This window comes from Enterobacter sp. 5-4 (genome assembly GCF_000612205.1).
Classification (GTDB): Bacteria; Pseudomonadota; Gammaproteobacteria; order Enterobacterales; family Enterobacteriaceae; genus Enterobacter; species Enterobacter roggenkampii.
The window spans coordinates 90,506-104,167 of sequence record NZ_JFHW01000006.1; the positions used below are offsets into that span (position 1 = coordinate 90,506).

Annotated in this window: 15 protein-coding genes; 9 read left to right on the forward strand and 6 right to left on the reverse strand. The window is 57.3% G+C overall.

Going from position 1 to position 13,662, the window contains the following annotated elements; genetic code table 11:
* Window positions 1-2: 2 nt before the first annotated feature.
* Complete coding sequence (gene kbl / locus AA74_RS0101825) at window positions 3-1,199, reverse strand: glycine C-acetyltransferase (protein WP_023294809.1); 1,197 nt, start codon at window positions 1,197-1,199, stop codon at window positions 3-5.
* Between the two features lie 215 nt (window positions 1,200-1,414).
* On the opposite strand from kbl, the gene rfaD reads away from it, so the two are divergent.
* Genes rfaD through AA74_RS0101850 form a run of 5 tightly spaced genes read left to right on the forward strand, consistent with a single transcriptional unit; the run spans window position 1,415 to window position 6,594 of the window.
* Window positions 1,415-2,347, forward strand: coding sequence for an ADP-glyceromanno-heptose 6-epimerase (gene rfaD, locus AA74_RS0101830; protein WP_008502707.1), 933 nt, complete (start codon window positions 1,415-1,417; stop codon window positions 2,345-2,347).
* A 2-nt stretch (window positions 2,348-2,349) separates the two neighbouring features.
* Window positions 2,350-3,396 (forward strand): ADP-heptose--LPS heptosyltransferase RfaF, encoded by a 1,047-nt coding sequence (gene rfaF, locus AA74_RS0101835; protein ID WP_008502706.1) that lies wholly within the window; start codon window positions 2,350-2,352, stop codon window positions 3,394-3,396.
* A 3-nt stretch (window positions 3,397-3,399) separates the two neighbouring features.
* On the forward strand, window positions 3,400-4,386 hold the full coding sequence (gene rfaC, locus AA74_RS0101840; protein WP_025910589.1) for a lipopolysaccharide heptosyltransferase RfaC: 987 nt from the start codon (window positions 3,400-3,402) through the stop codon (window positions 4,384-4,386).
* The gene (rfaQ, locus tag AA74_RS0101845; RefSeq protein WP_025910592.1) at window positions 4,379-5,488 is read left to right on the forward strand and encodes a putative lipopolysaccharide heptosyltransferase III; all 1,110 of its coding nucleotides are present in this window, start codon (window positions 4,379-4,381) and stop codon (window positions 5,486-5,488) included. The genes rfaC and rfaQ overlap by 8 nt, the downstream gene beginning before the upstream one ends.
* A complete protein-coding gene (locus AA74_RS0101850) occupies window positions 5,485-6,594 on the forward strand; it encodes a glycosyltransferase family 4 protein (protein ID WP_025910594.1) in 1,110 nt (369 codons plus the stop codon). The genes rfaQ and AA74_RS0101850 overlap by 4 nt, the downstream gene beginning before the upstream one ends.
* On the opposite strand, the gene AA74_RS0101855 is transcribed toward AA74_RS0101850, so the two are convergent.
* Window positions 6,573-7,676 (reverse strand): glycosyltransferase family 4 protein, encoded by a 1,104-nt coding sequence (locus tag AA74_RS0101855; RefSeq protein WP_025910596.1) that lies wholly within the window; start codon window positions 7,674-7,676, stop codon window positions 6,573-6,575. The two genes, AA74_RS0101850 and AA74_RS0101855, sit on opposite strands and share 22 nt — an antisense overlap.
* A gap of 157 nt (window positions 7,677-7,833) precedes the next feature.
* Between AA74_RS0101855 and AA74_RS0101860 the strand changes: the two genes are divergently transcribed.
* The 4 genes from AA74_RS0101860 (at window position 7,834) to coaD (ending at window position 11,411) form a co-directional block, all read left to right on the forward strand.
* On the forward strand, window positions 7,834-8,817 hold the full coding sequence (locus AA74_RS0101860; RefSeq protein ID WP_025910598.1) for a glycosyltransferase: 984 nt from the start codon (window positions 7,834-7,836) through the stop codon (window positions 8,815-8,817).
* A 66-nt stretch (window positions 8,818-8,883) separates the two neighbouring features.
* Window positions 8,884-10,158, forward strand: coding sequence for a lipid IV(A) 3-deoxy-D-manno-octulosonic acid transferase (waaA, locus tag AA74_RS0101865; RefSeq protein ID WP_025910600.1), 1,275 nt, complete (start codon window positions 8,884-8,886; stop codon window positions 10,156-10,158).
* On the forward strand, window positions 10,158-10,928 hold the full coding sequence (locus tag AA74_RS0101870) for a glycosyltransferase family 2 protein (RefSeq protein WP_025910602.1): 771 nt from the start codon (window positions 10,158-10,160) through the stop codon (window positions 10,926-10,928). The genes waaA and AA74_RS0101870 overlap by 1 nt, the downstream gene beginning before the upstream one ends.
* Before the next feature lie 3 nt (window positions 10,929-10,931).
* A complete protein-coding gene (gene coaD / locus AA74_RS0101875; RefSeq protein WP_008502695.1) occupies window positions 10,932-11,411 on the forward strand; it encodes a pantetheine-phosphate adenylyltransferase in 480 nt (159 codons plus the stop codon).
* Between the two features lie 2 nt (window positions 11,412-11,413).
* Here coaD and mutM read toward each other — a convergent pair whose 3' ends face one another.
* The 4 genes from mutM to radC form a co-directional block, all read right to left on the reverse strand.
* A complete protein-coding gene (mutM, locus tag AA74_RS0101880) occupies window positions 11,414-12,223 on the reverse strand; it encodes a bifunctional DNA-formamidopyrimidine glycosylase/DNA-(apurinic or apyrimidinic site) lyase (RefSeq protein WP_008502694.1) in 810 nt (269 codons plus the stop codon).
* Window positions 12,224-12,295: 72 nt separating this feature from the next.
* Window positions 12,296-12,463, reverse strand: coding sequence for a 50S ribosomal protein L33 (gene rpmG / locus AA74_RS0101885; protein ID WP_003024094.1), 168 nt, complete (start codon window positions 12,461-12,463; stop codon window positions 12,296-12,298).
* A 22-nt stretch (window positions 12,464-12,485) separates the two neighbouring features.
* Window positions 12,486-12,722, reverse strand: coding sequence for a 50S ribosomal protein L28 (rpmB, locus tag AA74_RS0101890; protein ID WP_002436699.1), 237 nt, complete (start codon window positions 12,720-12,722; stop codon window positions 12,486-12,488).
* A gap of 218 nt (window positions 12,723-12,940) precedes the next feature.
* Entirely contained in the window at window positions 12,941-13,609 is a 669-nt protein-coding gene (radC, locus tag AA74_RS0101895; RefSeq protein WP_008502693.1) for a DNA repair protein RadC, read from the reverse strand.
* Window positions 13,610-13,662: the final 53 nt, after the last annotated feature.

Here is a 13,662-nt window from a genome sequence, read left to right on the forward strand (position 1 = left end):
CCTCAGGCAATGACGCCCAGCTGTTTACCGATGCGGGTAAAGGCTTCCACCGCACGTTCAATTTGTTCAGGCGTATGCGCCGCAGACATCTGGGTGCGGATACGCGCCTGACCTTTTGGCACCACCGGGAAGAAGAACCCGGTGACGTAAATCCCTTCTTTCTGCAGTTCGCGGGCAAAGTTCTGCGCCACGACCGCATCACCCAGCATCACCGGAATGATCGCGTGGTCAGCACCGGCAAGGGTGAACCCTGCTGCGCTCATTTTTTCACGGAACAGACGCGCGTTGGACCACAGGCGGTCGCGCAGTTCAGCGCCGGACTCCACCATCTCCAGCACTTTGATGGAGGCGGCAACAATCGCCGGTGCCAGGGAGTTGGAGAACAGATACGGACGCGAGCGCTGGCGCAGCCACTCCACCACCTCTTTACGCGCAGCGGTATAGCCGCCGGATGCGCCGCCGAGCGCTTTGCCCAGCGTGCCGGTGATGATGTCCACGCGGCCCATTACGTCGCAGTATTCGTGTGAGCCGCGGCCGTTTTCGCCGACAAAACCGACCGCGTGAGAGTCATCGACCATCACCAGCGCGTCGTATTTATCCGCCAGGTCACACACGCCCTTCAGGTTGGCGATCACGCCGTCCATGGAGAATACGCCGTCGGTGGCGATCAGCACATGGCGAGCGCCCGCTTCACGGGCCTCTTTCAGGCGCGCTTCCAGCTCAACCATGTCGTTGTTGGCGTAGCGAAAACGCTTCGCTTTACACAAGCGTACGCCGTCGATGATGGAGGCGTGGTTCAGGGCGTCGGAGATAATCGCATCTTCTGCGCCGAGCAGGGTCTCGAACAGGCCGCCGTTGGCGTCGAAGCAGGAGGAGTAGAGAATCGCGTCTTCCATTCCGAGGAAGTTCGCCAGCTTTTGCTCAAGCTGCTTGTGGCTGTCCTGGGTACCGCAGATAAAGCGTACTGAGGCCATACCAAAACCGTGGGTATCCATGCCGTTTTTTGCCGCGGCAATCAGCTCAGGGTGATTCGCAAGACCTAAGTAGTTGTTCGCACAAAAGTTGATCACATGGCTGCCGTCGGCAACGGTGATGTCCGCCTGCTGTGCAGACGTGATAATACGCTCTTCCTTGAACAACCCTTCCGCACGTGCGGTCTCAAGGTCGCTGTTTAACTGTTTGTAAAAATCACCACGCATTGCAATTCTCCAGACTCGGCAAATTTCGGGACATATTACCCAAACCTATAGTTCATGACGAGATGACACGTCATCTCTTGTCGTTTTTGCAGCATAAATCACGTGTACCCTTGCGCTATGTCGGTGAATGGCTGAAGGGCAGCCATACTAATGATATGATAGAAACATTAGCGTCCGGGATTGTCCCCGGGCTCCACACTTCAAAGGTTACAGTTATGATCATCGTTACCGGCGGCGCAGGCTTTATCGGCAGCAATATTGTTAAGGCTCTCAATGACAAAGGCATCACCGACATCCTGGTGGTTGACAACCTGAAAGACGGCACCAAGTTCGTTAACCTGGTGGATCTGAACATCGCTGACTACATGGATAAAGAAGACTTCCTTATCCAGATTATGGCGGGCGAAGAGTTCGGCGAAATCGAAGCCATCTTCCACGAAGGTGCGTGTTCTTCCACCACCGAGTGGGACGGCAAGTACATGATGGACAACAACTATCAGTACTCCAAAGAGATCCTGCACTACTGCCTGGAGCGTGAAATTCCGTTCCTGTATGCCTCTTCTGCCGCCACTTACGGCGGGCGCACCTCGGACTTCATCGAGTCCCGCGAATATGAGCAGCCGCTGAACGTCTACGGCTACTCCAAATTCCTGTTCGACGAATATGTGCGTCAGGTTCTGCCAGAAGCGAACTCGCAGATCGTCGGCTTCCGCTACTTCAACGTCTACGGACCGCGCGAAGGCCACAAAGGCAGCATGGCAAGCGTGGCGTTCCACCTGAACACCCAGCTGAATAACGGTGAAAGTCCAAAACTCTTCGAAGGCAGCGACGGCTTTAAGCGCGACTTCGTTTACGTGGGCGACGTGGCAGCCGTAAACCTGTGGTTCTGGGAAAACGGCGTGTCCGGCATCTTCAACCTGGGTACCGGCCGCGCAGAGTCCTTCCAGGCGGTGGCTGACGCCACGCTGGCGTACCATAAAAAAGGCAGCATCGAGTACATTCCGTTCCCGGACAAGCTGAAAGGCCGCTATCAGGCGTTCACCCAGGCTGACCTGACTAACCTGCGCGCAGCGGGTTATGACAAGCCGTTCAAAACCGTTGCCGAAGGCGTAACGGAGTATATGGCCTGGCTGAACCGCGACGCGTAAGTATGAAGATTCTGGTGATCGGCCCGTCATGGGTGGGCGACATGATGATGTCGCAAAGTCTCTATCGCACGCTCAAGGCGCGCTATCCCCAGGCGATAATCGACGTGATGGCACCCGCGTGGTGCCGTCCGCTGTTATCGCGTATGCCGGAAGTGAATGAAGCGATCCCGATGCCGCTCGGCCACGGGGCGCTTGAAATTGGCGAACGCCGCAAGCTCGGCCATAGCCTGCGCGAGAAGCGGTATGACCGCGCGTATGTTCTGCCCAACTCCTTTAAATCTGCCCTGGTGCCCTTCTTTGCGGGCATTCCGCATCGCACCGGCTGGCGCGGCGAAATGCGCTACGGCCTGCTGAACGATGCGCGCGTGCTGGATAAAGCGGCCTGGCCATTAATGGTGGAGCGCTACGTGGCGCTGGCCTATGACAAAGGCGTGATGCGCAGCGCGAAAGACCTGCCGCAGCCGCTGCTCTGGCCCCAGCTTCAGGTTAACGACGGTGAAAAATCCCAGACCTGCAGCGCGTTTGGCCTTTCGGCTGAACGTCCGATGATTGGCTTCTGCCCTGGCGCCGAGTTCGGCCCGGCAAAACGCTGGCCGCACTACCACTATGCAGAGCTGGCGAAACAGCTGATCGACGAAGGCTACCAGATTGTCCTGTTCGGTTCGGCAAAAGACCATGAGGCGGGCAACGAAATTCTCGCGACGCTCAGTAATGAACAGCAGGCCTGGTGCCGCAACCTGGCGGGAGAAACGCAGCTTGAGCAGGCGGTTATCCTGATTGCTGCCTGCCACGCTGTGGTTACCAACGATTCAGGCCTGATGCACGTCGCTGCTGCGCTCAACCGTCCGCTGGTGGCGCTGTATGGGCCAAGCAGCCCGGACTTTACGCCTCCGCTTTCCCATAAAGCGCGCGTTATTCGCCTGATCACCGGCTACCACAAGGTGCGCAAAGGCGATGCCGCTGAAGGTTATCATCAGAGCCTGATCGACATTACCCCGCAGCGCGTTCTTGAAGAGCTTAACGAACTGCTGTTGAGCGAAGAAGGATAACGAATGCGGGTATTGATCGTTAAAACCTCCTCAATGGGTGATGTTCTGCACACGCTGCCGTCGCTGACGGACGCCATGCGGGCCATTCCCGGCATCCGTTTTGACTGGGTGGTGGAAGAGGGCTTCGCGCAGATCCCCACCTGGCATGAAGCGGTTGACCGCGTGATCCCGGTGGCGATTCGCCGCTGGCGGAAAGCGTGGTTCTCCGCGCCGATTAAAGCCGAACGCAAAGCCTTCCGCGAGGCGGTGCGGGCACAGCATTACGACGCCATCATTGACGCGCAGGGGCTGGTCAAAAGCGCCGCGCTGGTGACGCGACTGGCGCGCGGCGTAAAGCACGGCATGGACTGGCAAACCGCCCGCGAACCGCTGGCGAGCCTGTTTTATAACCGCCGCCATCACATCGCGAAGCAGCAGCACGCGGTGGAACGTACCCGAGAGCTGTTTGCCAAAAGCCTGGGCTATGCGAAACCGGAAACCCAGGGCGACTATGCGATTTCCCGGCATTTCCTGCACACCTCATCGCAGGAAAGCGATCCTTATCTGATTTTCCTTCACGCGACAACCCGCGATGACAAGCACTGGCCGGAAGCGCACTGGCGCGAACTGATCGGCCTGCTGGGGAGTGAGGGGTTACGTATCAAACTCCCGTGGGGTGCACCGCACGAAGAGTCGCGGGCCAAACGCCTGGCGGCAGGGTTTGATTATGTGGACGTTCTGCCGCGCATGAAGCTGGATGGCGTCGCTCAGGCGCTGGCAGGCGCTACGGCAGTGGTCTCCGTGGATACGGGACTCAGCCACCTGACGGCGGCGCTGGACCGTCCTAATATTACGCTTTACGGCCCAACGGACCCGGGGCTTATCGGCGGCTATGGAAAAAATCAATATATCTGCCGCCCGGAACACTCATCGCAGCTGAGCGACCTCAGCGCCGCTGCGGTATTTGCGCAATTAGAGCCTTTGCTGGCAGCAGAGAGAGCCTATGTCTGATTTTTTCTCAGCGGAGCGCCCGCCAAAGCGCGTGATGATTATTAAGCTTCGTCACCACGGTGACGTTTTGCTTACCTCGCCGGTTTTTACCGTGCTGAAAAAGAACTGGCCGAACGTGGAAGTCGATGCGCTGGTTTATGACGATACCCAGGCGATGCTGACCAGCCACCCGCATATCGACCAGGTGCACACTATTGGGCGCAACTGGCGCAAGAAGGGCTGGTTTGAACAATTCCGCCTCTACCGCGCCCTGCTGAACACCCTGAAAGGCCGTCAGTATGACGTGCTGATTAACCTGACCGAACACTGGCACGGCGCGCGTCTGGCGCGTCGCCTGAAACCGCGCGTCTCCGTCGGCTTTAAGCCGGATAAGCGCGGGGGCCTGGCGCGTCGCCGCTGGGTGAAATCGTTCACCACGCTCTATCCGGCGATTCAGGACAACAGCCGTCATATGGTGGAGGTTAATCTGGATGCCCTGCGCCGGATCGGCATTCATCCGCAGTCCGATGAAGACAAACATACGCTTTTTGTGCCCGGTGACGCGGCAGAAGCCTCTGTGGCCGAAAAACTGGCCGGGTTTGGGCTCACGAGTAAATCCTACATTCTGGTTCACCCGACCTCGCGCTGGATGTTTAAGGCCTGGGATATCAAAAAGCTGGCAGCGACCATTGATAACCTGGCGGCGCGCGGCCTGCCGATCGTCCTCTCCGCCGCGCCGTCAAAAGAAGAGAAGGCCTATATGGATGAGCTGCGCGCAGCCCTCACCCAGCCGGTCTTTGATTTAAGCGGTCAGCTGAACCTGAAAGAGCTGGGTGCGCTCATGAAGCACGCCCGGGTGTACTTCGGCGTGGATTCCATGCCAATGCATCTTGCGAGCGCCGTCGGTACGCCAACCGTCGCCATCTTTGGCCCTACCGGCGCCATCAAATGGGCGCCGTGGGGGGTAAATTATCGCGTAATCGTTGCCGGGTTTACCTGCCAGCCGTGCGGCAAAGCGGGCTGCGGAGACAGCGGTGTCTCTGACTGCATCACGGCCATCACCCCACAGCAGGTGCTGAGCGCCATTGATACGATGCTTCTGGAAACGGAAACACCTGCATGAAGCTGGCTATTGTCCGACAGACCTACAACCCCAACGGTGGCGCAGAGCGTTTTGTCTCACGTGCGCTAAACGTGCTGGCGCAGGATACCTCCCTTGATGTCACGCTGATTGCTCGCCAGTGGGAGGATGCCGCAGGCTGGAAAACGCTGACGGTCAATCCGCCGTTTCGTAATCGCATCGCGCGTGAATCCGGTTTTGCCCTCGAAGCCGCCGCGCATTTTGCGCAGTTTGATATTGTGCAAAGCCACGAACGCATACCGGGAGCCACCATCTTCCGGGCGGGCGACGGTGTTCACGCCACCTGGCTTGAGCAATATGGCCGCATTCTGTCGCCGCTGGCGCGCTGGGCGCAATCTCTGAGCCGCTATCACCGCTACATTCTGCAGGCCGAGGCGCAGATGTTTACCCATCCGCAGCTGCGCAAGGTGATCTGTAATTCGAAGATGGTGCGCGATGATATCGCGCGGCGCTTCGGGCTGCCGGACGACAAGCTGACGGTGATCTACAACGGCGTGGACACCGTTCAGTTTAGCCCTGAGGTCCGCGCCCTTTCGCAGCGTGATGTCCTGGGTATTCCTCCTGACGCACCGGTGCTGGCGTATGTTGGGTCAGGCTTCAGCCGTAAAGGCGTCGCCACCGCGCTGCGCGCCATTGTGTCGCATCCTGACGTCTGGCTGCTGATTGCCGGCCGCGATAAACATGCGCGGAAGTTCGAAAAGCTGGCGCAGGCGCTGGGGATTTCCTCACGAGTGAAGTTCCTGGGCCCCGTTGCCAACGTGCGTGAAGTCTATGGCACGGCGGATGCCCTTATCCTGCCGACGCTGTACGATCCCTTCCCGAACGTCTGCGTGGAAGCGCTGGCCTGTGGTTTGCCGCTGCTTACCAGCCACGGCTGCGGCGCGGCGGAGTGGATAACCGAGGGTCATAACGGCTGGGTGCGGGACGCGCTGGACAGCGAAGGCTACCAGCAGGCCATCTCGCTGTGGCTGAAAGGCCGTGAACAGGGTGTCGATTACTCCGCCGCTGCGCGTGCAACCGCCGAGCCCTTCACCCTGGACAGAATGGCGAAAGAGCTACAGGCGCTTTATCGTGATTTGCTGCGCTGAGCGACATCGGAGAAGACTTTCTCCATCGCGTCCAGCATACATTCGCGGGTAAAGTGCGTGCTCAGGTAGTCATATCCCTGTTGCGCGAGCGTCTCACGAAGGGCTGAGTCGTCATAGAGTTTCATTATGGCATCGCGCAGCGCGTTTTCGTCGCGCTGCGCGACCAGCACTCCCGTCTGCCCGTTAATCACCGCATCTCCCGTTCCACCCGCATCCGTCGCAATGGTGGCAATACGGGTGGCAAACGATTGCAGCACGCCCTGCGGAACACCTTCCATATCGTGCGAAGGGCTGAGCGCAATATCAAAGGCCGGGAACCAGCGTTCCGGATCGGATTGATGTCCCGCCATGACCACGCGCTGCTGTAACCCCAGGGCGGTGATTTCCTGTTCCAGCGTCGCTTTGTGCGGACCTTCGCCGACAATCGCCAGCTTGATGTGTGGATTGTCAATTTTCGCCAGGGCGCGCAGCAGTACGCTATGGCCTTTGTTCGGGCGTAAATGCGATACCACGCCCAGCCAGAAATCGTCCTGCGACAAACCACAATGAACCCGGGCCTGGTGCTTATCTCCCGGATGGAAACGCTGCGTATCGACACCGCTTGGCACCGACGTACTCTGAGACATCGGCACGCCAATATCTGCCACCTGATGGCGCAGCGCCTCGCCGGTGGTCACGATATGCGCGCAGGCCGTGCGGAAGAGCCAGCGGGTCGTCCAGTTGTTGCGCGGTACGCCGGACGCATGACGGGTTCTCACCAGTGGTACAGGGTTGGACAGCGTCAGATTCGCCAGCGCCACCAGCCAGGTATCGGCAGAGTTATGGCTGTTGATGACGTCAATCGAGTGACGGTTATCCTTCATCCAGCGACGCAGCACCTGCAGGTTTTTAAGGTTCTTACGCTTTAACGGCATCGTGACTACCATCAAACCGGCATTGCGTGCCAGCGCGTGGAGCGGCGCAGTTTCCGGACAAAGGAGAGTCACCTGATGGCCACGCTGAATCATCCCAAGCGATTCGTTGATAATGCGCAGAGGCTGCCCGCCTTTGCCGCCGTCTGCTTCAGTGTGAACAATATGCATATATTTCCTGTTAAAAATCTCGCCCGCGTGACGCTAATTTTCCACCTGAAACGATCTTTGTCCCTCCAGGCATATGTTTTTAGTATCCACCAGATATAATACAGCGCGAATGGTACCACCATAATGGGTGGCCTGCCCTGAACACAACGGAGAAAGCATGTCCGACAAACCTTTATTGAGCCTCGTGGTCGCCGTTTATAACGGTGAAAAATTCCTCAATGCATTTTTCGACAGCATTAAAGCTCAACATTTGGACAGTCTGGAACTGGTCGTTGTGAACGACGGGTCAAGCGACAGCTCCTCCACCATCATTGCGCAGTACGCCAGCGAATTCCCCTTCTACAAAGTTATCGATCAGGCCAATCAGGGCGTGTCGGCCGCGCGTAATACCGGCCTGGCGGTGGCAACGGGCGAATACGTCGCCTTCCCGGACATCGACGACGTGATTTATCCGGGCATGTACCCGCGCCTGCTTGAGATGGCCAAAAAGAACGATCTTGATGTCGCGACCTGCAACGGTACCTATATCTACGACGACGGACGCCCGTCGAAAAAGATCTTCCCGTCCGACAAGCTGCAGTCCACCGACGTGCTGGACGGCCCAACCTGGCTTCAGCGCGCGCTTTCATCACGAAAGTTCCTGCACGTGACCTGGCTCAATATCTACCGTCATGCTTTCATCAAGGAGCAGGGCTTCACCTTTGAACACGGTCTGCGCCACCAGGATATCCCCTGGACCACTGAAGTGCTGCTGACCGCCAAACGCGTGCAGTACACCGACGAAACCTTTTACGATTACCTGATCCACTCGGCCTCGGTGTCGCACACGCCGGGAACGGACGACACGCGAATGCGCAACGCCCGCCACTACATGAAAATCCTCGAAATGCTGGATGCAATCAACCAGCGTTACCCGGATGCGGTGCGCCATGTGCCGGCCTGCCAGTGGCAGATTGCCAAAGAGGGTCTGGGCATTCTTCACGCCATTAACAACATCGGCGATCAGAGCAAAAAGCGTGAAATCATCCGCGAGCTGTTTGACCGCGGGATCTGGTCGCTAATCTGGAAAAACGCCCGTGGGCTGCGCCAGCACTGGCGCCTGGGACGCCGTTATTTCCGTCTGAAACGGTATCTGGCATAAGAGATAGCTTTACCTGGCTTAAATGCTTAGAATTTGCCCGCCGAAACTAAAAAAACGGATAATCGCTTGGAATTGTTGTATACCGCCCTGCTCTACATTATTCAGCCACTGGTGTGGCTGAGACTGTTGCTTCGTAGCCGGAAAGCGCCTGCGTATCGTAAACGCTGGGCTGAACGCTATGGCTTCTGCCGCAATAAAGTCGCACCGGACGGTATTTTGCTGCATTCCGTTTCTGTGGGTGAAACGCTGGCGGCGATCCCGCTGGTTCGCGCCCTGCGTCACCGCTACCCGTCGCTGCCGATCACCGTCACGACGATGACGCCAACCGGCTCGGAGCGCGCGTTATCCGCTTTCGGCAAAGACGTTCATCACGTCTATCTCCCTTACGATCTCCCCTGCGCCATGAATCGTTTCCTGAATACCGTTCGCCCGAAGCTGGTGATTGTGATGGAAACCGAACTGTGGCCGAACATGATTTCCGCCCTGCATGCCCGTAAAATTCCGCTGGTGATTGCCAACGCGCGGCTGTCAGAGCGCTCGGCGAAAGGTTACGGCAAGCTGGGTAAATTTATGCGCCGCCTGCTGAGCAAGATCACCCTGATTGCCGCGCAGAATGAAGAAGATGCGGCACGCTTTATCTCTCTGGGCCTCAAACGCAACCAGCTTGCGGTGACGGGCAGCCTGAAATTTGATATTTCGGTTACCCCTGAACTCGCCGCCCGCGCCATCACGCTTCGCCGCCAGTGGGCCCCGCGTCGTCAGGTCTGGATTGCGACCAGTACCCATGACGGTGAAGAAGAGATCATCCTGCAGGCGCACCGCAAGCTGCTGGAAAGCTTCCCTGATTTACTGCTAATCCTCGTGCCCCGCCATCCGGAACGTTTTAAAGATGCCCGTGAAATGGTGCAAAAAGGCGGTTTCAGCTTCACGCTGCGCAGCAGCGGGGAGATCCCGTCTGGCAGCACCCAGGTGGTGATTGGCGATACGATGGGCGAACTGATGCTGCTCTACGGCATTGCTGACCTCGCGTTTGTCGGCGGAAGCCTGGTGGAACGCGGAGGCCATAACCCGCTCGAGCCAGCAGCCCACGCGATTCCGGTGCTGATGGGGCCGCACACATTTAACTTCAAAGATATCTGCGCGAAATTACAGCAGGCCGATGGTTTAATTACCGTGACCGATGCGGATTCGGTAGTCAAAGAGGTCTCAACCCTTCTGACTGACGAAGATTATCGCCTGTGGTACGGGCGACATGCGGTCGAAGTGCTGCACCAGAACCAGGGTGCCCTGACCCGTCTGCTGCAACTTCTGCAACCTTACCTGCCCCAGCGGAGCCACTGATGTCAACGCGTCTGTCGGTCGTGATGATCGCCAAAAACGCCGCCGACCTGCTTCCGGACTGCCTGGCGTCGGTTGCCTGGGCTGACGAGACAGTCATTCTTGATTCCGGAAGTACGGACAACACGGTGGACGTTGCCCGGGCAGCGGGCGCAAAAGTCTTTATCGATACTGACTGGCAAGGCTATGGCCTCCAGCGCCAGCGCGCGCAGGGGTTTGCCACCGGAGATTATGTCCTGATGCTCGATACTGACGAACGTATTACGCCAGAACTTCAGCAGGCCATTCAGGCGGTGCTTTCCTCACCTCAACCTGGTGCTGTATACAGCATTGCCCGCCGCAACTACTTCCTTGGCCGTTTTATGCGCCACAGCGGCTGGTATCCTGACCGCGTGACGCGCCTCTACGAGCGCGAGCGGTATCAGTACAACGACAATCTGGTGCATGAATCTCTGGCCTGCGACAACGCCCAGATCATCCCCCTGACGGGCGATTTGCTGCACCTGACCTGCCGCGATTTCGCAAGCTTCCAGCGCAAACAGCTCAACTATGCCACCGCATGGGCGCAGGAGCGTTACCAGCGCGGCAAGAAGGCCTCGCTGACCGGAATCTTCACCCACACGCTGGGCGCGTTCCTGAAAACGCTGCTGCTGCGTGGTGGCGTGCTGGACGGTAAGCAGGGCTGGTTACTTGCGGTAGTCAATGCCCAGTATACTTTCAACAAATACACCGAGCTGTGGGCGCTCTGCCGCGGCTACTCAGAGAAAACGTGAGCCATGAGCACAAAAGCGATTTATCCGGGTACCTTCGATCCGATCACCAACGGTCATCTTGATATCATCACCCGTGCGGCGTGCATGTTTGACAAGGTGATCCTGGCCATTGCCGCCAGCCCCAGCAAAAAGCCGATGTTTGACCTCCACGAGCGCGTGCAGCTCGCCACCGATGCCATTTCGCACCTGCCGAATGTTGAGGTTGTCGGATTCAGCGACCTGATGGCGAACTTCGCCCGGGCCCAGCAGGCGAACATTCTGATCCGCGGTTTACGCGCGGTGGCAGACTTCGAATATGAGATGCAGCTGGCGCACATGAACCGCCACCTGATGCCGGAGCTGGAGAGCGTGTTCCTGATGCCCTCCAAAGAGTGGTCGTTTATCTCGTCCACGCTGGTAAAAGAGGTGGCGCGACATCACGGGGACGTTACCCATTTCCTGCCGGTTAACGTCCACCAGGCGTTGATGGAAAAGCTCAAGTAGCCCTATTTCTGGCACTGACGGCAGTAGAACGTGGCGCGCTGGGCGTGTTTCGTGGCAATAATGGGTGTGCCGCAGACTCTGCACGGTTCGCCCTTACGGCCATACACCTGCAGCTCCTGGGCAAAATAGCCCGGCTTGCCGTCACTTTGCAGGAAGTCCTTCAGCGTTGTCCCCCCCTGCTCAATTGAGCGCAGCAATACGGCTTTAATCACCCGGACCAGCAGCTCGCACTCCTGCGCCGACAGCGACGAGGCCAGCCGATCGGGGTGGATCCCGGCCGCAAACAGCGATTCGCTGGCGTAGATATTCCCCACGCCGACCACCAGCTTGTTATCCATCAGCCAGGGCTTAATCGGGCTTTTCTTCTTCGCGCACTTCGCCTTGAGGTATTCCGCGTTAAACGCGTCTGAGAGCGGCTCCGGGCCCAGATGCGCCAGCACGTTATGCCCTTCCAGCTCCTTCGTCCACAGCCACGCGCCAAAGCGCCGTGGATCGGTGTAACGGAGCACTTTGCCGTTGCTCATCACCAGATCCACGTGGTCGTGCTTTTCCGCAGGCAGTTCTTCGGTAAGAACGCGCAGGCTCCCGGACATCCCCAGGTGGATAATGATCCAGCCGTCGGGCAGCTCCAGCAGCAGGTATTTCGCGCGGCGCTGCACGCTAAGGACGGGTTTATCGCTCAGGGCATGGATCTCATCGGACACCGGCCAGCGCAGACGCCCGTTACGGACAACCGCGTGAAGAATCGTCGCGCCGACCAGATGGGGCTCAATGCCGCGACGGCTGGTTTCTACCTCAGGTAATTCAGGCATGGTTCCTCCGTTGAGATACAGAATGCAAAAAACCCCGCAGTTGCGGGGTTTTTCGATACAAGGAGACTAAAATTATTTGATTTTAGCTTCTTTGTACAGTACGTGCTGGCGTACAACTGGATCGAATTTTTTCAGTTCCAGTTTTTCCGGCTTAGTACGTTTGTTCTTCGTGGTGGTGTAGAAGTGACCTGTACCAGCAGAAGAAACCAGCTTGATTTTCTCGCGAATACCTTTAGCCATGATTTATTTCCTCTTTAAGTACTTAGTACTTTTCGCCACGGGCACGCAGTTCAGACAGAACTGTATCGATGCCTTTCTTATCGATTACACGCATACCTTTAGCAGATACGCGCAGGGTGACAAAACGCTTCTCGCTCTCAACCCAGAAACGGTGAGAGTGCAGGTTCGGCAGGAAACGGCGTTTAGTCGCGTTCAGTGCGTGGGAACGGTTGTTACCGGTCACCGGACGCTTGCCAGTAACTTGGCAGACTCGGGACATGTCTATTCTCCAAAAATCAAATTAGCTCGAGCTTCGTATGGGGTATCGGCGCCTCGTCAGGCTTTACAGCCCGGTCATCGCATAGTTCTAAGTGAACTCTCGATTGCCAGGCCCAAATGCCAAACCCGAGATTCTCAAAGGTGGCGTAGTATACGCTGACTCGGCGGTGTGCTCAAGTCCCGAACAGACAAAGATCCCGATGGATCGCGAGAAATAGCCTAAATCCAGCCATGTTCTGCAAAAGAAATGTACTCTCCGCGGCCAATTATCAGATGGTCCAGCACACGAATGTCCATGAATTGACAGCATTTGATAATGCGCTCGGTGATTTCTTTGTCCGCTCTGCTCGGTTCTGCACAGCCTGAGGGGTGATTATGCGCGAGGATCACGCCCGCTGCATTCACTTTTATCGCTTCCCGCACAATTTCTCGCGGATGCACCTCAACGTGGCTTAACGTACCGGCAAAGAGGCAGCTATGTTTCAGTACCCGGTTTCTGTTATCGACAAAGATCACCATAAAGATCTCGCGCTCGATATCGGTTAACTGGCTTTGCAGGTATTCACGCGTCATCGCTGGCGTCAGGATCGGATCGTCCTTCTCCATGCGGACATTGTAAAAACGGCGGGCAAGTTCAGCAATGGCCCGCAACTGGGCATATTTCGCCACACCGATCCCTTCTACGTGCTTAAACTGCGCCAGTTCGGCGGTCAGCAAACCGTGCAGAGAACCGAAATGTACGATCAGCTCTTTTGCCAGCGTAAATACCGTTTTACCGGGCGTTCCGGTACGTAAAAAGAGCGCCAGCAGTTCATCATCTTTTAACAGGGTGACGTCATAGCGCAGCAGTTTTTCGCGCGGCAGCAGCGGCTCATCCTCTTCTTCCATGCTCTTTCTCCCTTTTTTAACCGCATGCTGCCACAGGCCAGTCAGGCACTCGA